The following is a 16,341-nucleotide window of genomic DNA, read 5'->3' as shown; positions in this document are numbered from 1 at the left end:
GCCCGCTGACGGTCAGATCTTGTTGAACAGACCCAACTGGCTGATCTTGCTGAACGCCAGTTGCGAGGCTTGCAACATGGTTTGCTGCAGGGTCAGACGAGTCATCACTTCGGCCGGATCCGAATCACGGATCGAACCTTGGGTGGTGGTGTTCGCGGTGCTCAGGCTGTCATTGGTGATGGCTTGCATATCCAGAGCCTGCCCACGGGCACCGATCTCGGTGACTGCGTTGCCGATTTGATTGTTGGCCGCATCGATGTTGCCGATACCCGCCTCCATCGCGCCCTGGAATTTCTGCTTGGCCACCGGATCACCATCGATCGGAGTGTTCAACGCCGTGATCATCTGGCCCAGGGTGTCGAGCACGTTCTGGGTCTGGTGGTCGTTCGGCTGGATCGAAAACTGATCACCGGCAGCCGGGGCAGCGCCCAGTGCGAACGTGACGCCCGCCGCGGTAGCGTTGTTACCCACGATAGTGCCTGAGGACACGGGTTTGCTGTCGGCAGTGACCGGCGCTGCGTACAGATCGAAGGCGGTGGCGCTGGTGAACTTGAGGACGGCGCCGCCCTGCGGGAATGCCGCGGTGTAGGCCGCCTGGTCGGTAATGCTGGAGCCAGTGATCACCGCGGTCGACGGGTTGCCCGGGCTGCGCGTCGTGGTGAACGAGTCCGGCGCGGTCGACAACTGGAAGCTGTGGCCGGCAATCACCGCGTCCGGGTTGGTGTCGCCGGTCTTCAAGTTGATATTCAACTTCATGTCGACGCCACGGAAGCTCACCGTCTGGTTGGCGCCGCTGCTGTTGCTGACCAGACCGTTCTGGCTCGCTTCAGCGGTCACGTCATTGCCCAGGGCATCAGTGATTTTCAACTGGGTGCTGCTGAGGAAGCTGACGGTGTAAGGCTGGCCGGCAGTGAATTTGGAATCATAGGTGGCGGCAGTGCCGACCGTACCGTTGGACAGCACAACGCGGCCGTCGTCCACGGCCGGCGCCGTCATGGTGACGTTGGTGCGCGCGGTATTGATGGTCTGCTGGAAAGCGGCCCAACCGGTGGTGTTGGTGCCAACCGTCATACCGTCGCCGATGCCCAGATTGATCGTGGTCTGGTCACCGTTGTAGGTGTAGGTGCCGTCGGCATTCTGCGAGTACGGTGCGGTATCGGTTTTCGAACCGGAGAACAGGTAATTGCCGCCGGCATCCTTGGAGTTCATCAGGCCCAGCACTTGTTGCTGGATCTGGCCCAGCTCCGATGCGTAAGCCTGGCGGTCCTTGTCGGTGGCCGTGCCGTTGTTGGCCGCCAGGGCAAGTTCCTTGGCGCGCGCCAATGCGGTAGTGATGGACTCCAGCGTGGACTCCTGCACGGTCAACGCACTTTTGGTGGTATCAACGTTGGTCTTGTACTGATCCAGCATCGCCGCCTGCTGACCCAATTGCAGCAAACGCCCGGCACCGATCGGATCATCGGACGCATTGGTAATGCGCTGCAGGCTGCTCGCCTCGCTGGCGCTGGCAACAGCCTTGTTGAAGTTACGCTGATAGTCCGACGCTTGCGTGCCGTAATACTGGGCGGTGGAAATGCGCATGAATTACGACTCCTTAAAGGCTGTTGATCAGCGTGGCGAAAGTTTCCTGCGCAGCTTTGATGATCTGCGAAGACGCTGTGTAGTACTGCTGATATTTGACCAGGTTGCCGGTTTCTTCATCCAGGTTGACCCCGGACAGCGAATCGCGGGCGCCTTTGGCGTTGTCCAGAATCGCTGTGGTGGCGGCGCTGTCAGACTTGCCTTGAGCGGTCTTGGTGCCGACGTTGGTCACCAGCTTGTTGTAGCCGTCAGTCAGGCTGATGCCCTTGCTGGCCGAACCGGTGTCGATGGTCTGCTTGGTTTGCAGGGCGACCAGCGATTGCGCGTTGCGGTTGTCCGAAGACGCCGCACCGGTCAGGTTCATGGTGAAGGTTTCGCCCGACTTTGGCGTGCCGCCAACGGTGGTCTGTACGGAGAAGGTTTTCTGCACGTTCGGCGTAACGCTGGTGTCCAGCACCGGGTTGCCGCTGGCATCGACGATACCGACCTTAAGTTCCAGCGTGTTCGATTGACCGGGAACGATAGTGCCGCTGCTGATGAGGCCGCCCTTGGCATCCACAAAAGTGTAGGACTGGCTGCCCCCGGTAACCGCACCGAACACCAGTTTGACCGGCGTCGAGTTCTTCAGCGCCGCCTGCATGTCAGCCTGGGCAGTCGGGTTGTAGATATCGATCTTGCTGGAGAGCGTCGGCTGGGTGAAAGTGCCCAGACCATTGGCGCTGGCCACACCGGTCAACGGACCGGCCGCGGCGATTTTCTTCGGATCGGTGAGCACCGTCTGGATGCTCGCGGCCGCATTGCGGGTCGGGGTAATTTTGAAGCTGTCACCGGCGCTCAACGCACCACCCTTGAGAGCGAGGGTGAAACCGTCGATCACTGGCGGCGGATTGGTCGTGGTGCTGAAGGCGCCCATATCGGTGCCGTCGGAGCGCTTGACGGTGTAGTCAGTGGCGCTGGTGAACGTCACTTGATAATCGCTGGTGGTCAGCTTGCCGGTGTCCTTGATGGTGACATCGAGGTTACCCGAACCGGTGCTGTTGCCCGACTGCGCGATGCTGCGCGAACTGATCAGCGCGGCACTGTTGATGTTGTTGAAAATCGCCGCGCCGAAGTCACCGTTCTTGTCGATGCCCTGGGCTTGCTGGCTGTTGACCTGATCAGCGATCACCAGCGCTACGCGGCCCAGCTCATTGAGCGATGGATCGAGGACTTCTTTGCGATAGGTCAGCAGGCCACCGATTTCGCCACCGCTCATCGCCGAGGTGATGTCGATGGTGCTCGAACCGCGATCCATCTGGATGCCCATGCGCGATGGATCATCCTTGAGCGGCACGGTGCTCAGCGTGTTGGTGGTGTTACCGATGACCAGCGGCTGGCCGCTGCCGATATACACGTCAAAACTGGTACCACGCTCGACGACCTGCGCGCCGGTCAACTCGGACAACTGACGTACGGCTTCGTTACGGCTGTCGAGCAGATCGTTCGGCGCACCACCGCTGGTGGAGATCTCGCCAATCTTCTGGTTCAGGTTGGCGATCGAGGTGGCCAGCTTGTTCACCTGAGCTGCCATGTCGCCAAGGCTGCCGTTAATGGTGGTGTTCTGGTCGTTGAGCTGCTTGGCGATGGTGTTGAAGCGACTGGTCAGCGCCTGTGCGCCGGTCAGCACCGATTGACGGGAAGTGTCATCGGTCGCCGAGGTCGAAACGCCCTGCATCGTGGTGAAGAATTTCTGCAGCACGCCGGTCAGGCCGGTGTTGGTGTCTGACAGCATCGAGTCCAGCGGTGTGGCCTGAGCCAGAAACGCGGCAGATTCGCTGTCGAGCGAAGTTGCCGTGTGCAGTTGGCTTTCCAGGTACGAGTTGTACACCCGGCGCACGTCGGCCAGGGTGGTGCCCGTGCCGATGAACACGGTGCCGTACTGCTGCGAGGATTTGGTGCCCTGCACGGTTTGCTGGCGTGAATAACCGGCGGTGTCGACGTTGGCAATGTTGTTGCCTGTCGTAGCCAGAGAGGACTGGCTGGCCGACAGTCCCGACATCCCGATATTGAGCAAACTCATGGTTCAGACCTTATACCTTGTGCCTTATAAAGGCGTGGTGGATACACCCGCCGCAGCGTAGTTTTGGAAACTGTTCATCTGCTTGGCTATCTGCGAAATCTTGCTGGCGTAGTTCGGGTCGGTTGCGTAACCGGCCTTTTGCAACTCGCGTACAAACTGTTCTGGGTTATCGGCAGACTTCACGACATCTTGATAGCGATTATTGCTCTGCAGCAAAGTCACCAGATCGTGGAAGCTGTCCTTGTACGAGGCGTAGGAACGGAACTCGGCCGTCTCCTTGACCATCGCGCCATCGCGGAACTCGCTGGTGATCGCCCGGGCCGAATCGCCCTTCCAGTTACTGCTCGCCTTGATGCCGAACAGGTTGTGGCTGCTGCTGCCATCCTGGGCGCGCATGACCGATTTGCCCCAACCGGTTTCCAGTGCCGCCTGCGCCACCAGATAACGCGGATCGACGCCGATACGGTCGGCCGCTTCCTTGGCCATCGGCAGCATGGTGTTGACGAATTCATCGGCGGAACTGAAGGCTTTCTTCGCCGGCGCCAGCGGAATCTGCGCCATGGCGCGACCGTAGATCTGCATCTGCCCGCCAGCGGATTTTTCGCTCTCGGCACGTGCCAGCCAGTCGCCGTTGTACAGCGGGCCGGCGCCGGTGGTAGCAGCCGTGGTCGCGCGCTGCGGCAATTGCGTGGCCGCTGCCGGCGTAGCCGATGGCACCAGGCCTGCGAGCAAACGATCGGCCAGTTTCGGTGGCAGAGCCAGACGACGCTGATTGATCAGCTCCATGTCATTGCGATGAGCCAGTTGCGTGTTCGGCGCGCTCACCGAACGCGATGCCCACAACGGACGCTCGCCATTGAGGCGCGACAACGGGCCGTTGGTAGCAACGGTGCCAGCGGCAACCGGTGTGACCACGGCCGCAGCTTTCGCCTTGGCCTCTTCCTGCTTGGCGGCGGACGCGGCCGCCGCCTCACCCGGCGCCAGCGGTTTGTTCTTCGACATCTGCCGCATCAGCACGTCGGCCAGACCGATACCACCGCCCTCGCGGGACATGGAAACGGCCAGTTGCTGGTCGTACATTTCCTGATACTGCTTGGCTGCCGGCGTGTTGAGCGGGTTGTCCTGGCCCAGCGCTTCAGTGGCCGAGCGCATCGACTTGAGCATTTCGCCAAGGAACAGCGATTCGAATTCCTGCGCCACTTTGCGCAGGTTCGCATCGCTGTTCTTGTCGCCGACCTTGAGTTGGTTCAGGCGATTGAGGTCCGAGTAGGAACCCGAATCGCTGCTGCTGACCAGACCGCTTTTGCGCATATCCATAAGGGTCGGCCTCAGATCACGATCAGGTCGGCTTGCAACGCACCGGCCTGCTTCAGCGCTTCGAGGATGGCCATCAAGTCACCCGGTGCCGCGCCGACCTGGTTCACCGCACGCACGATCTCGTCGAGGGTGGTGCCCGGGCCGAACTTGAACATCGGTTTGGCTTCCTGCTCGGCATTTACCCGCGAGCGCGGTACAACAGCGGTCTGGCCATTGGACAGCGGGCCGGGCTGGCTGACGATCGGGTCTTCGGTGATGGTCACGGTCAGGCTGCCGTGGGTCACGGCGGCTGGCGACACTTTCACGTTCTGGCCGATGACGATGGTGCCGGTACGCGAGTTGATGATGACTTTCGCCACCGCCTGACCCGGATCGACTTCGAGGTTTTCCAGGATCGACAGGTAGTCGACGCGCTGGCTCGGATCGAGTGGCGCGGTGACGCGGATCGAACCGCCATCGATGGCTTGCGCGACGCCAGGGCCGAGCATGTCGTTGATCTTGTCGACGATACGTTTGGCGGTGGTGAAGTCGGAACGGTTGAGGTTCAGCGTCAGGCTGTTGCCCTGGTTGAAACCGCTCGGCACCGAGCGCTCTACCGAGGCACCGCCCGGAATGCGACCGGCCGACGGAACGTTGACGGTGATCTTCGAACCGTCACGGCCCTCTGCGTCGAAACCGCCAACCACCAGGTTGCCCTGAGCGACTGCGTAGACGTTGCCGTCGATACCCTTGAGCGGGGTCAGCAGCAAGGTGCCGCCGCGCAGGCTCTTGGAGTTACCGATCGAAGACACCGTGATATCGACCTGCTGACCTGGCTTGGCGAACGCCGGCAAGTCAGCACTGATCGACACCGCCGCGACGTTCTTCAATTGCACGTTGCCCGATCCTGGCGGCACCTTGATGCCGAACTGCGAGAGCATGTTGTTGAAGGTCTGCAGGGTGAACGGGGTCTGCGTCGTCTGGTCACCGGTGCCGTTAAGCCCGACCACCAGGCCGTAACCGATCAACTGGTTGGAGCGCACGCCGGAAATGCTGGCGATGTCTTTCAACCGTTCGGCTTGTGCATTGAAGGCCGCCGACATCAACAGCGCGGCCACCATAAGGCTTTTCAGATTCAACGTAGCCACCTAGAAAGGGAACAGCGGGCTGAGGAAGAAACGGTCGAACCAGCCTGGCTGACTCGTATCGGCAAACGCGCCGGTACCCGAGTAGGTGATGCGTGCATCGGCGACCCGGGTCGACGACACGGTGTTGTCCGTGGCGATGTCATCGGCGCGCACCAGACCGGCGATGCGCACCAGTTCGTCACCGGTGTTCAGTGTCAGCCACTTCTCGCCGCGCACGGCGATGATGCCGTTGGGCAGCACGTCAGCGACGGTCACGGTGATCGAACCGGTCAGGCTGTTGCTCTGCCCGGACTTGGCGTCGCCCTTGGTCGAACGGTCAGCGCTATAGCCGGCGTTCAGACTCAGGTCACCGCCACCAATCGGATTGTTGGTGGTCAGGCTGGAGCCGAACAACGAAGTCAGACCGACACTGTTATCGCTGTTCTTGTCCATCTGCGAGTTGGCGTTCTTGCTCGCCTGCGTGCGCTCGTTCAGGGTGATGGTGATGATGTCACCGACCCGGAAAGCCTTGCGGTCGCTGTACAGGTTCTGCTCGAAGCCGGCCTGATAGATCGAGCCATTATTGGCCGCAGCCGGCAACGGCGTGCGCGGCAACACCGGGGCGTAGTAAGGGTCATTGGGCTTGGGCGTCGGGGCGACGCAGCCCGCGAGCGAGACGACCCCACTCAATGCCAGAACAGATACAAAGCGATTCATGACCCTACCTCACGGTGTTGCAGGCGACCTCATGGCCGCCTCATAGACTTGATTACAGATTCTGCGTTACGAACGAGAGCATCTGGTCAGCGGTGGAGATCACCTTGGAGTTCATCTCGTAAGCGCGCTGAGTGGTGATCATGTTGACCATCTCTTCAACAGTGCTGACGTTGGAGGTTTCCAGAGTGTTCTGCAGGGTCGTACCGAAACCGGCCAGACCCGGGGTGCCGACTTGCGGCGCGCCGGAAGCGGCAGTTTCCAGGAACAGGTTGTTGCCCACTGCCTGCAGACCGGCCGGGTTGATGAAGTCGGCGGTTTGCAGATTGCCGATCACCTGAGACGCAGCGTTGCCAGCAACCGTGATGGACACGGTGCCGTCACGGCCGACGGTGAAGGTCTGGGCATCGTTCGGAATGACGATGGCCGGTTCCAGAGCGAAACCGCTGGCGTTGACGATCTGGCCGTTGGAGTCGAGGTGGAAGGTACCGTCACGGGTGTAGGACGTGGTGCCGTCCGGCTGCAGAATCTGGAAGAAACCGCGACCGTCGATGGCCATGTCCAGCGGCTGCTCAGTGGTTTGCAGGCTGCCGGCGGTGAAGTTTTTCTGGGTGCCGACGATGCGCACACCGGTACCCAGTTGCAGACCCGACGGCAGTTCGCTGTCCTGGGTCGACTGGGCGCCTGGCTGGCGCTTGATCTGATACAGCAAGTCCTGGAACTCGGCGCGATCACGTTTGAAACCCGTGGTCGACACGTTCGCCAGGTTGTTGGAAATGGTGGTCAGGTTGGTGTCCTGGGCGGACAGACCGGTTTTGGCAACCCATAGAGCCGGAAGCATTCGATTCTCCTCGTGCGCCTGTTTTTCGGCGCGACGTTCTGATAATTAGCTGATCTGCAAGACCCGAGCCATGGCCTGGTCGTCGTCTTTGGCGGTATTCATCATTTTGACGTGCAACTCGAACTGCTTGGCCAAGGCCAGCACCGAGGTCATCTCTTCAACGGCGTTGACGTTGCTCGACTCAAGGAAACCCGACACCAGTTTGACGTTGGCATCGGCCGGCGCAGGCTGGCCGTCCTTGGTGTAGATCGAGCCGTCGAGGCCCTTGTTCATGTTCTTGATGTCCGGGTTGACCAGCTTGATCCGGTCGACTTCCGCCATGACACGCGGGCCTTCGCCCATCGCACGAATACTGATGGTGCCGTCTTCGCCGACTTCGATTTGCTGCTCGGGCGGCACGGCGATCGGCCCGCCATTGCCGATCACCGGCATGCCGTTGCCGGCGCGCAGCACACCGAGGGCGTCGACGTTGAGGCTGCCGGTACGCACGTAGCTTTCGCCGCCGTTAGGGTTCTGCACGGCGATAAAACCGTTGCCGGTGACGGCGACGTCGAGGTCACGACCGGTCTGCACCAGCGAGCCTGGGGTGAAATCGGTGGCGGGCCGTTCGCTCATGGCAAACGCACGCGCCGGAAAGCTGTCACCGAACACCGGCATCGAACGCGCCTGCTCCAGGTCGCGCTGAAAACCGTTGGTGGAGATGTTCGCCAGGTTGTTGGCATGCGCCTTTTGCGCCAGCGCGTTCTGGCTGGCGCCGGTCATTGCCACATAAAGGTACTTGTCCACACTCTTTCCTCTGCATGCCGGACGTTTGCCGCCCACCGCTGTACTGCTGAGCCATAAGCAATTTGCAGACCAACTTTTTTCTGGCGCACAAAGGCCCGGTAAACAAAGGACTTGAGGGATGGCGAGGGGAAATGTGAAATGTATCGAAGTCGAAAAACCGGCGGTGTTATGCCGCTTGGCGGCAATCCCTCGAATGATCGTTCCCACGCTCCGCGTGGGAATGCCTCAATGGACGCTCTGCGTCCGCTTTGGGACGCGGAGCGTCCCGGGCTGCGTTCCCACGCAGAGCGTGGGAACGATCACGTGCTGCCCGACTCTTTGCCGACTTCGTATTCACGCAGCTTGTTGGCAATGGTGGTATGCGAAACCCCCAAACGCTTACCCAACTGCCGACTGCTCGGATGCTCGGAATACAACCGCTCCAGCACCGCTTTCTCGAAGCGCCCGACAATCTCGTCCAGCCCACCCTCCAGCGAGAAATCGCCAAGCGGCTGACGCACGCCGTAATCCGGCAGACGAATATGCTCGGCCTTCACCGTGCCGCCCTCGCACAGCGAAACCGCCTGGAACAGCACGTTCTCCAGTTGCCGCACGTTGCCCGGCCAGTGGTAATGACTGAGTCGATCCATCGCCGCCGGTGCCAGTTTCGGCAGCGAACAGCCGATCTGCCGACTGGCCTGATCAAGGAAGTGCTCGACCAGCGGGGTCAAGCCGTCGAGGCATTCGCGCAGCGGCGGGATGTGCAAGGACAGTACATTCAAGCGGTGATACAAATCCTGGCGAAACTCGCCGCGCGCGCACAGCTCGGACAGGTCCACCTGGGTGGCGCAGATCACCCGCACATCCAGGTAAACCTCTTCATCGCTGCCAACGCGACGGAAGCAACCGTCCTGAAGAAAGCGCAGCAGTTTCACCTGCAAGCGCGGGCTCATCTCACCGACGCCATCAAGAAACAGCGTACCGCCCGCCGTCAACTCCAGCAGCCCGAGCTTGCCTTCGGCCCGCGCACCTTCAAAGGCGCCGGGACCGTAGCCGAACAGCTCGGTCTCGGCCATCGACTCGGGCAGGCCGGCGCAGTTGAGCGCCATCAGCGGCGACTGCCCACGCGGACTGGCGAGGTGGCAGGCACGCGCCAGCAACTCCTTACCGGTGCCGGTTTCGCCTTCAATCAATAGCGGCGCATCGAGCGGGGCCATACGCCGCGCTTCACGCACGACGGCGGCCATCACTTTCGAACTCTGGAAGATGCTGTCGAAGCCCCGCAGCTCCTGCTTACGCACGTTATAGATGCGCTCGCCAACGCGGTCGGCGCGATGCAAGGTCAGCACCGCGCCGGCCATGGCTTCGCTGTCGTCATGCTCCGATTGCAGCGGCGCGATGTCGGCCAGAAAGATGTCGCCCTTGACCTTGACCCGCATGCCGTTGATTCGCGATTTATTCGCGCGCACCAGTTCCGGCAAGTCGAAATCTTCGGCATAGCGCGACAGTGGAATCCCCGGCACCTCATCAACGCGCACCCCGAGCAACTGCGCCGCCGCGCGGTTGGCGGCGACGATCGAGCCGCCCATGTCGATCGACAGCACCGGAAACTCCAGCGCGCCGAGCAAGGCGTTCAACTCCATGTGCCGCCGCTCGCTGGGCATCAGCCCTACCCGCTTGACGCCAAACACCCCGGCGATCGCCTCGAACTTCGGGCGCAGCGCTTGAAACTGAATATTGATCAGGTTCGGACAGTGCAGGTAGATCGCATTGCCATGCTCGCCACCGACCTCACCGCGCGCCACGTTGATCCCGTAGGCGACCAGCAGGTTGAGGATGTCGCGCAGGATGCCGATGCGGTTCTGGCAGTGGACTTTGATGCGCATATAAATCGCCCGAATAAACGATGAGAAACCTGTAGGAGTGAGCCTGCTCGCGATGGCTTTGGGTCAGTTGATATTGATGCTGACTGATACACCGCTATCGCGAGCAGGCTCACTCCTACAGGGGACCGCGCCAGACTTTTCTGTGGTGGCACGCAGATAGTTGTCAAGATTATGTGACAGCCAACCGCCTTTTCAAACCCATGAATCACTGCAAACGCGAGATATCCGCCAAACCGTAACGATAACTTTACGAATTAGAGAGAAATTTCCTACGCACAGGCCATTCAACCTGCTGCACATCAACCCGCTCTCAGGTAATTCTGAATCCATCGCTGGACATAACAAGAACGAATTCCCCTAGCAGGAGAGCAGTATGAAGCAGACGCAATACGTGGCCCGCGAGCCCGATGCGCAAGGTTTTATCGACTACCCCGCCGAAGAACACGCGGTGTGGAACACGCTGATCACTCGCCAATTGAAAGTGATCGAAGGGCGTGCCTGCCAGGAGTACCTGGACGGTATCGAAAAACTCGGTCTGCCCCACGACCGCATCCCGCAACTGGGCGAGATCAACAAGGTGCTCGGCGAGACCACCGGTTGGCAGGTCGCCCGTGTTCCGGCGCTGATTCCCTTCCAGACCTTCTTTGAATTGCTCGCCAGCAAGCAGTTTCCCGTCGCGACATTTATCCGTACCCGCGAAGAGCTGGATTACCTGCAAGAGCCGGATATTTTCCACGAGATCTTTGGTCACTGCCCGCTGCTGACCAACCCGTACTTCGCCGAATTCACCCACACCTACGGCAAGCTCGGCCTGCAAGCGACCAAAGAAGAACGCGTGTACCTGGCGCGCCTGTACTGGATGACCATCGAGTTCGGCCTGGTCGACACCCCGCAAGGCAAGCGCATCTACGGCGGCGGCATTCTGTCCTCACCGAAAGAAACCGTTTACTCGCTGTCGGACGAGCCTGAGCATCAAGCCTTCGATCCGCTCGAAGCCATGCGCACGCCGTATCGCATCGACATCCTGCAACCGCTGTACTTTGTTCTGCCGAACCTCAAGCGTCTATTCGACGTGGCTCATGAAGACATCATGGCCATGGTTCGCCAAGGCATGCAGCTGGGTCTGCACGCACCGAAATTTCCGCCAAAACCCAAAGCCGCGTGAACCGCGACTTTTGCTGACAATTGAGCCTGTCAGTCGCCGCCACTTTGGTTTAGCGTGACGGCATTGACGACTCAGAAGCCTTTATAAAAAAAACACACTCGATTTCAGGAATACGCCATGTCCACTTTGAACCAAGCCCACTGCGAAGCCTGCCGCGCCGATGCGCCACAAGTCAGCGACGAAGAACTGCCGATCCTGATCAAGCAGATCCCTGACTGGAACATCGAAGTACGCGACAGCATCATGCAGTTGGAAAAGGTCTTCCTGTTCAAGAACTTCAAACACGCGCTGGCCTTCACCAACGCTGTCGGTGAAATCTCCGAAGCCGAAGGTCACCACCCGGGCTTGCTGACCGAATGGGGCAAAGTCACCGTGACCTGGTGGAGCCACTCGATCAAAGGCCTGCACCGCAACGACTTCATCATGGCCGCGCGCACTGACGAAGTGGCCAAGACTGCAGAAGGACGCAAGTAATGCACTTCGACGCCATCGGCCGGGTACCCGGCGACCCGATCCTCGGCTTGATGGAGGCGTATGCGCAGGACACTAACCCGCGCAAATTCGACCTGGGCGTTGGCGTCTACAAGGACGCCCAGGGCCTGACGCCGATCCCGGAAGCGGTGAAAATTGCTGAAGCACGATTGGTCGAAAGCCAGGACACCAAGACCTACATCGGTGGCCACGGCAACCCGCTGTTCGGCAAAGTCATCAATGAGCTGGTGCTCGGCGCCGACTCGAAGCTGATCGCCGAACAACGTGCCGGCACGACTCAGACCCCGGGCGGCACTGGTGCCCTGCGTCTGGCTGCCGACTTCATCGCTCAGTGCCTGCCGGGCAAAGGCGTGTGGCTGAGCAACCCGACCTGGCCGATCCACGAAACCATTTTCGCCGCGGCCGGGGTCAAGGTCAGTCACTACCCGTACGTGGGCAGTGACAACCGCCTCGACGTCGAAGCCATGCTTGCCGTGCTCAATGAAGTGCCGAACGGTGATGTGGTGTTGCTGCACGCGTGCTGCCACAACCCGACCGGTTTTGACTTGAGCCATGACGACTGGCAGCGCGTGCTCGAAGTGGTGCGCAAGCGCAATCTGCTGCCGCTGATCGACTTTGCCTACCAGGGTTTTGGCGATGGTCTGGAACAGGATGCGTGGTCGACCCGACTGTTCGCGGCCGAGGTGCCTGAGCTGCTGATTACCAGTTCCTGCTCGAAGAACTTCGGTCTGTACCGCGATCGAACCGGTGCGCTGATCGTCTGCGCGAAAAGCGCCGACAAGCTCATCGACATCCGCAGCCAACTGGCCAATATCGCCCGTAACCTGTGGTCGACGCCGCCGGATCACGGTGCGGCGGTGGTCGCAACGATCCTCGCCGACCCAGAGCTGAAAACGCGCTGGGCCGATGAAGTGGAAGCCATGCGTCTGCGTATTGCGCAACTGCGCAGCGGTCTGGTCGAAGCCCTGGAGCCGCATGGCCTGCGCGAGCGCTTTGCGCACATTGGCGTGCAACGCGGGATGTTCTCTTACACCGGGCTGTCACCGGAGCAAGTGAAACAACTGCGCGAGCATCACAGCGTGTACATGGTCAGCTCAGGCCGGGCGAACGTTGCCGGTATCGACGCTACGCGCCTCGCGCTGCTGGCCGACGCCATCGCCAGCGTCTGCAAGTAATCCCTCCCATGCTCGTTCCCACGCTGCGCGTGGGAATGCAGCCCGGGACGCTCCGCGTCCCAACAGCGGACGCAGAGCGTCCATTGAGGCATTCCCACGCAGAGCGTTGGAACGATCAACCCGCCGACTTTGCTCCCCTGCGGCCATCTGTCGCATTAATTTGAATTAAAAGTCTGATTGTCATTTTTCCTGCTGTATCCTGCGCAGGCTTTCCAAAAGCGCGGATCTACCAGATCTATCAACAGACTTAGCGAGGAGCGCAACCATGCACGAGATTCCTAATCTCCCCTTCCCAAGCCTGCACGTACCTGAGCAGACGACCACGCAGCAAGCCGGCGCCCAACAGCCCGAGCCGAAAGAAGCCGTTGAGAGCCGCCCGGCCGACAACGAAGAGTAAGACCCCGTCGTACAGACCGTGTGGAAAGCGCTAACATGCGCTTTCCACACTGCCTGAACCCCGAGCCTGCCATGACCGACGAATTCTCTGAAAGCCAAGCCGCCGTACTGATCGGTGCGACCGAGAAAATGATCGAGATCTGGAATCGCCTCTCGCCCGAGAAACAGGCCGCCCTGCTCGCGCGTTTCGGCACAGAGGAAAACGCCCTCGCCGCCCTGGTTACCACGCAGATGGTCGCCCCGGACAAGCCTTGAAGCCGCCAGCCGGCAAATAGTTTTACTTTTCCCGCCCCAGAGTCTTCCACGCCGGTATCATAAGCAGCCTATCTAATCTGCCGTTCCCGTGGATCGTTACCCATGTCGTCCTCTATGCCAGAACCCCAGCGTCCCCTGGCGGTCACGCTGCAAGTCGTCTCCATCGTCCTCTTCACCTTTATCGGTTATCTGAACATCGGTATTCCGCTCGCGGTATTGCCGGGTTACGTCCACAGCGATCTGGGCTTTGGCGCAGTGATCGCTGGCCTGGTGATCAGCGTGCAATACCTCGCCACCCTGCTCAGTCGCCCGTATGCCGGCAAGATCATCGACAACCAGGGCAGCAAGCGCGCGGTGATGATTGGCCTCGCCGGGTGCGGCTTGAGCGGTGTGTTCATGCTGATTTCGGCGTGGACACCAAACCTGCCGATGCTTAGTTTGATCAGTCTGCTGATCGGTCGACTGGTATTGGGCAGCGCGGAAAGCCTCGTGGGCTCCGGCTCGATTGGCTGGGGCATTGGCCGCGTTGGCGCGGCAAACACCGCCAAGGTGATTTCCTGGAACGGCATCGCCAGTTATGGCGCACTGGCGGTCGGCGCGCCGTTCGGCGTGTGGCTGGTCGCCCAGTTGGGTTTGTGGAGCATGGGCGTCAGCATCATCCTGCTGGCCGCGCTCGGCCTTCTGCTCGCCTGGCCAAAAACCCCGGCACCGATTGTCGCCGGCGAACGCCTGCCGTTCATGCATGTGCTCGGCAAAGTGTTTCCCCACGGTTGCGGTCTGGCGCTGGGCTCGATCGGTTTTGGCACCATCGCCACCTTCATCACCCTGTATTACGCCACCCAGCATTGGGACAACGCGGTGTTGTGCCTGAGCCTGTTCGGCGCCAGCTTCATCGGCGCGCGCCTGCTATTCGGCAACCTGATCAACCGTCTCGGCGGCTTTCGCGTGGCGATTGCCTGTCTGTCGGTGGAAACCCTTGGCCTGCTGCTGTTGTGGCTCGCGCCGGACGCGCATTGGGCGTTGGCCGGCGCGGCGTTGAGCGGGTTTGGTTTCTCGCTGGTATTTCCGGCGCTGGGTGTGGAAGCGGTGAATCTGGTGCCGGCGTCCAGCCGTGGCGCAGCGGTTGGCGCCTATTCGCTGTTCATTGATTTGTCGCTGGGGATCACCGGGCCACTGGCCGGGGCGATTGCGGCAGGTTTCGGTTTCGCCTCGATCTTCCTGTTCGCCGCCCTCGCCTCGCTAAGTGGATTGGCGCTGAGCGTGTATCTGTACAAGCACACCGCCAAGTACCGCGAAGACTAGAAATCCACCTTGCCGCGCCCGGCCTTGATGCTACCGCGCTTGGTTTTCGATTCGAGCCGACGCTTCTTTGAGCCGAGGGTCGGCTTGGTCGGACGGCGTTTCTTTTCGACTTTGGTGGCGCTGAGAATCAGCTCGACCAGACGCTCCAGCGCATCGGCGCGATTGGCTTCCTGCGTGCGGTATTGCTGGGCCTTGATGATCAACACGCCATCGCTGGTGATGCGACTGTCGCGCAGCGCCAGCAGCCGCTCCTTGTAGAACTCGGGCAACGACGAGGCTGGAATGTCGAAGCGCAGGTGCATGGCGCTGGAGACCTTGTTGACGTTCTGCCCACCGGCGCCTTGTGCGCGAATGGCCGTCAGTTCGATCTCGGCATCCGGCAGATGCACGTTGTTGGAAATCACCAGCATGGAAAAACGCCCTTAATCAGAGCGCACAGGATACCGCGATTAGCCGCAAAGCGACCTGTGGCCTGCAGGCGCAACTTCCGGCGCACTTATATCGAGCGTCATTTCGAGTTACCATTGCGACCTTTAAAACTACCCGTTTAATGCAGGAAGCAGACTTATGAGCAACAAGGCAGTTATCGTGTTTAGTGGTGGCCAGGACTCTACGACTTGCCTGATCCATGCACTGACCCACTACGATGAAGTCCACTGCATTACCTTTGATTATGGTCAGCGTCACCACGCGGAAATTGAAGTTGCGCAGCAACTTTCCAAAAAACTCGGCGTGACCGTGCATAAAACGCTGGATGTGTCCTTGCTCAACGAGCTAGCCATCAGCAGTCTGACGCGCGACAACATTCCGGTCCCGACCGTTAACAGCTCCGGCGAGAGCCTGCCAAGCACCTTCGTCCCGGGGCGTAACATTCTTTTTCTGACCCTGGCCTCTATCTATGCCTATCAAGTCCAGGCTAAAACGGTCATTACCGGTGTTTGTGAAACCGACTTCTCAGGCTACCCCGATTGCCGGGATGAGTTCGTCAAGGCTCTGAATAAAGCCCTTGAATCAGGCATGGACTATAAGCTGAAACTGGATACGCCATTGATGTGGCTGAACAAGGCAGAGACCTGGGCCTTGGCTGATTACCACAATCAACTGGAACTGGTTCGCGAAGAAACTTTGACTTGCTACAACGGCATCAAAGGCGTTGGATGTTCCGATTGCGATGCCTGCCATCTTCGTGCAAAAGGCTTGAATGAGTTCCTGAACAATAAATTGCAGGTCACTCAAAGCTTGAAAGAGAAACTCGGCTTAAAGTAAAACCGCGACAAGAAGCGCTCA

General features: G+C 60.2%; 16 protein-coding genes. 7 read left to right on the top strand and 9 right to left on the bottom strand.

Annotation, left to right across the window (positions count from 1 at the left end; translation table 11 throughout):
- Nucleotides 1-12: 12 nt before the first annotated feature.
- The 8 genes from PspS49_RS08000 to PspS49_RS07965 all read right to left on the bottom strand — a co-directional run bounded on the left by PspS49_RS08000 (nucleotide 13) and on the right by PspS49_RS07965 (nucleotide 10,269).
- Complete coding sequence (locus tag PspS49_RS08000) at nucleotides 13-1,581, bottom strand: flagellar hook-associated protein 3 (protein ID WP_160038775.1); 1,569 nt, start codon at nucleotides 1,579-1,581, stop codon at nucleotides 13-15.
- 13 nt (nucleotides 1,582-1,594) lie between these two features.
- Entirely contained in the window at nucleotides 1,595-3,640 is a 2,046-nt protein-coding gene (gene flgK, locus PspS49_RS07995) for a flagellar hook-associated protein FlgK (protein WP_160038773.1), read from the bottom strand.
- Between the two features lie 24 nt (nucleotides 3,641-3,664).
- Nucleotides 3,665-4,957, bottom strand: coding sequence for a flagellar assembly peptidoglycan hydrolase FlgJ (gene flgJ / locus PspS49_RS07990; RefSeq protein ID WP_127926293.1), 1,293 nt, complete (start codon nucleotides 4,955-4,957; stop codon nucleotides 3,665-3,667).
- Nucleotides 4,958-4,968: 11 nt separating this feature from the next.
- Nucleotides 4,969-6,057 (bottom strand): flagellar basal body P-ring protein FlgI, encoded by a 1,089-nt coding sequence (locus PspS49_RS07985; protein WP_064119566.1) that lies wholly within the window; start codon nucleotides 6,055-6,057, stop codon nucleotides 4,969-4,971.
- A 27-nt stretch (nucleotides 6,058-6,084) separates the two neighbouring features.
- Complete coding sequence (flgH, locus tag PspS49_RS07980) at nucleotides 6,085-6,780, bottom strand: flagellar basal body L-ring protein FlgH (RefSeq protein ID WP_007920116.1); 696 nt, start codon at nucleotides 6,778-6,780, stop codon at nucleotides 6,085-6,087.
- A 52-nt stretch (nucleotides 6,781-6,832) separates the two neighbouring features.
- Nucleotides 6,833-7,618 (bottom strand): flagellar basal-body rod protein FlgG, encoded by a 786-nt coding sequence (gene flgG / locus PspS49_RS07975; protein WP_007920118.1) that lies wholly within the window; start codon nucleotides 7,616-7,618, stop codon nucleotides 6,833-6,835.
- Nucleotides 7,619-7,663: 45 nt separating this feature from the next.
- Nucleotides 7,664-8,404, bottom strand: coding sequence for a flagellar basal body rod protein FlgF (locus tag PspS49_RS07970; protein ID WP_007920119.1), 741 nt, complete (start codon nucleotides 8,402-8,404; stop codon nucleotides 7,664-7,666).
- A gap of 299 nt (nucleotides 8,405-8,703) precedes the next feature.
- Nucleotides 8,704-10,269 carry a sigma-54-dependent transcriptional regulator gene (locus PspS49_RS07965; protein WP_127926292.1) on the bottom strand — a complete coding sequence of 522 codons (1,566 nt, stop codon included), beginning with the start codon at nucleotides 10,267-10,269 and terminating at the stop codon, nucleotides 8,704-8,706.
- 373 nt (nucleotides 10,270-10,642) lie between these two features.
- Between PspS49_RS07965 and phhA the strand changes: the two genes are divergently transcribed.
- The 6 genes from phhA (at nucleotide 10,643) to PspS49_RS07940 (ending at nucleotide 15,054) form a co-directional block, all read left to right on the top strand.
- Entirely contained in the window at nucleotides 10,643-11,434 is a 792-nt protein-coding gene (gene phhA / locus PspS49_RS07960) for a phenylalanine 4-monooxygenase (protein ID WP_007920123.1), read from the top strand.
- Nucleotides 11,435-11,551: 117 nt separating this feature from the next.
- Nucleotides 11,552-11,908, top strand: a complete 357-nt coding sequence (locus PspS49_RS07955; protein ID WP_003222798.1) for a 4a-hydroxytetrahydrobiopterin dehydratase — start codon at nucleotides 11,552-11,554, stop codon at nucleotides 11,906-11,908.
- Entirely contained in the window at nucleotides 11,908-13,101 is a 1,194-nt protein-coding gene (locus tag PspS49_RS07950) for an amino acid aminotransferase (protein WP_160038771.1), read from the top strand. Before PspS49_RS07955 ends, PspS49_RS07950 begins: the two co-directional genes overlap by 1 nt.
- Nucleotides 13,102-13,366: 265 nt before the next feature.
- A complete protein-coding gene (locus tag PspS49_RS29970) occupies nucleotides 13,367-13,498 on the top strand; it encodes a hypothetical protein (protein WP_008088845.1) in 132 nt (43 codons plus the stop codon).
- A 71-nt stretch (nucleotides 13,499-13,569) separates the two neighbouring features.
- Complete coding sequence (locus tag PspS49_RS07945; protein ID WP_127926289.1) at nucleotides 13,570-13,752, top strand: hypothetical protein; 183 nt, start codon at nucleotides 13,570-13,572, stop codon at nucleotides 13,750-13,752.
- A 114-nt stretch (nucleotides 13,753-13,866) separates the two neighbouring features.
- Nucleotides 13,867-15,054: an MFS transporter gene (locus PspS49_RS07940; RefSeq protein WP_174245103.1), complete on the top strand. Its 1,188-nt coding sequence runs from the start codon at nucleotides 13,867-13,869 to the stop codon at nucleotides 15,052-15,054.
- On the opposite strand, the gene arfB is transcribed toward PspS49_RS07940, so the two are convergent.
- Complete coding sequence (gene arfB / locus PspS49_RS07935; protein ID WP_007920134.1) at nucleotides 15,051-15,464, bottom strand: alternative ribosome rescue aminoacyl-tRNA hydrolase ArfB; 414 nt, start codon at nucleotides 15,462-15,464, stop codon at nucleotides 15,051-15,053. The two genes, PspS49_RS07940 and arfB, sit on opposite strands and share 4 nt — an antisense overlap.
- Nucleotides 15,465-15,621: 157 nt before the next feature.
- On the opposite strand from arfB, the gene queC reads away from it, so the two are divergent.
- Complete coding sequence (queC, locus tag PspS49_RS07930) at nucleotides 15,622-16,320, top strand: 7-cyano-7-deazaguanine synthase QueC (protein WP_160038769.1); 699 nt, start codon at nucleotides 15,622-15,624, stop codon at nucleotides 16,318-16,320.
- Nucleotides 16,321-16,341: the final 21 nt, after the last annotated feature.

The organism is Pseudomonas sp. S49 (assembly GCF_009866785.1).
Lineage (GTDB): Bacteria > Pseudomonadota > Gammaproteobacteria > Pseudomonadales > Pseudomonadaceae > Aquipseudomonas.
Note: the sequence above shows the minus strand (reverse complement) of the source record. Positions and strands in the feature narration are given on the sequence as shown.

Bases quoted from the DNA above. Each gene is read 5' to 3' on its own strand.
- PspS49_RS08000 (WP_160038775.1), bottom strand. From the start codon at position 1,581: ATGCGCATTTCCACCGCCCAGTATTACGGCACGCAAGCGTCGGACTAT.
- flgK (WP_160038773.1), bottom strand. From the start codon at position 3,640: ATGAGTTTGCTCAATATCGGGATGTCGGGACTGTCGGCCAGCCAGTCC.
- flgJ (WP_127926293.1), bottom strand. From the start codon at position 4,957: ATGGATATGCGCAAAAGCGGTCTGGTCAGCAGCAGCGATTCGGGTTCC.
- PspS49_RS07985 (WP_064119566.1), bottom strand. From the start codon at position 6,057: ATGGTGGCCGCGCTGTTGATGTCGGCGGCCTTCAATGCACAAGCCGAA.
- flgH (WP_007920116.1), bottom strand. From the start codon at position 6,780: ATGAATCGCTTTGTATCTGTTCTGGCATTGAGTGGGGTCGTCTCGCTC.
- flgG (WP_007920118.1), bottom strand. From the start codon at position 7,618: ATGCTTCCGGCTCTATGGGTTGCCAAAACCGGTCTGTCCGCCCAGGAC.
- PspS49_RS07965 (WP_127926292.1), bottom strand. From the start codon at position 10,269: ATGCGCATCAAAGTCCACTGCCAGAACCGCATCGGCATCCTGCGCGAC.
- phhA (WP_007920123.1), top strand. From the start codon at position 10,643: ATGAAGCAGACGCAATACGTGGCCCGCGAGCCCGATGCGCAAGGTTTT.
- PspS49_RS07955 (WP_003222798.1), top strand. From the start codon at position 11,552: ATGTCCACTTTGAACCAAGCCCACTGCGAAGCCTGCCGCGCCGATGCG.
- PspS49_RS07950 (WP_160038771.1), top strand. From the start codon at position 11,908: ATGCACTTCGACGCCATCGGCCGGGTACCCGGCGACCCGATCCTCGGC.
- PspS49_RS29970 (WP_008088845.1), top strand. From the start codon at position 13,367: ATGCACGAGATTCCTAATCTCCCCTTCCCAAGCCTGCACGTACCTGAG.
- PspS49_RS07945 (WP_127926289.1), top strand. From the start codon at position 13,570: ATGACCGACGAATTCTCTGAAAGCCAAGCCGCCGTACTGATCGGTGCG.
- PspS49_RS07940 (WP_174245103.1), top strand. From the start codon at position 13,867: ATGCCAGAACCCCAGCGTCCCCTGGCGGTCACGCTGCAAGTCGTCTCC.
- arfB (WP_007920134.1), bottom strand. From the start codon at position 15,464: ATGCTGGTGATTTCCAACAACGTGCATCTGCCGGATGCCGAGATCGAA.
- queC (WP_160038769.1), top strand. From the start codon at position 15,622: ATGAGCAACAAGGCAGTTATCGTGTTTAGTGGTGGCCAGGACTCTACG.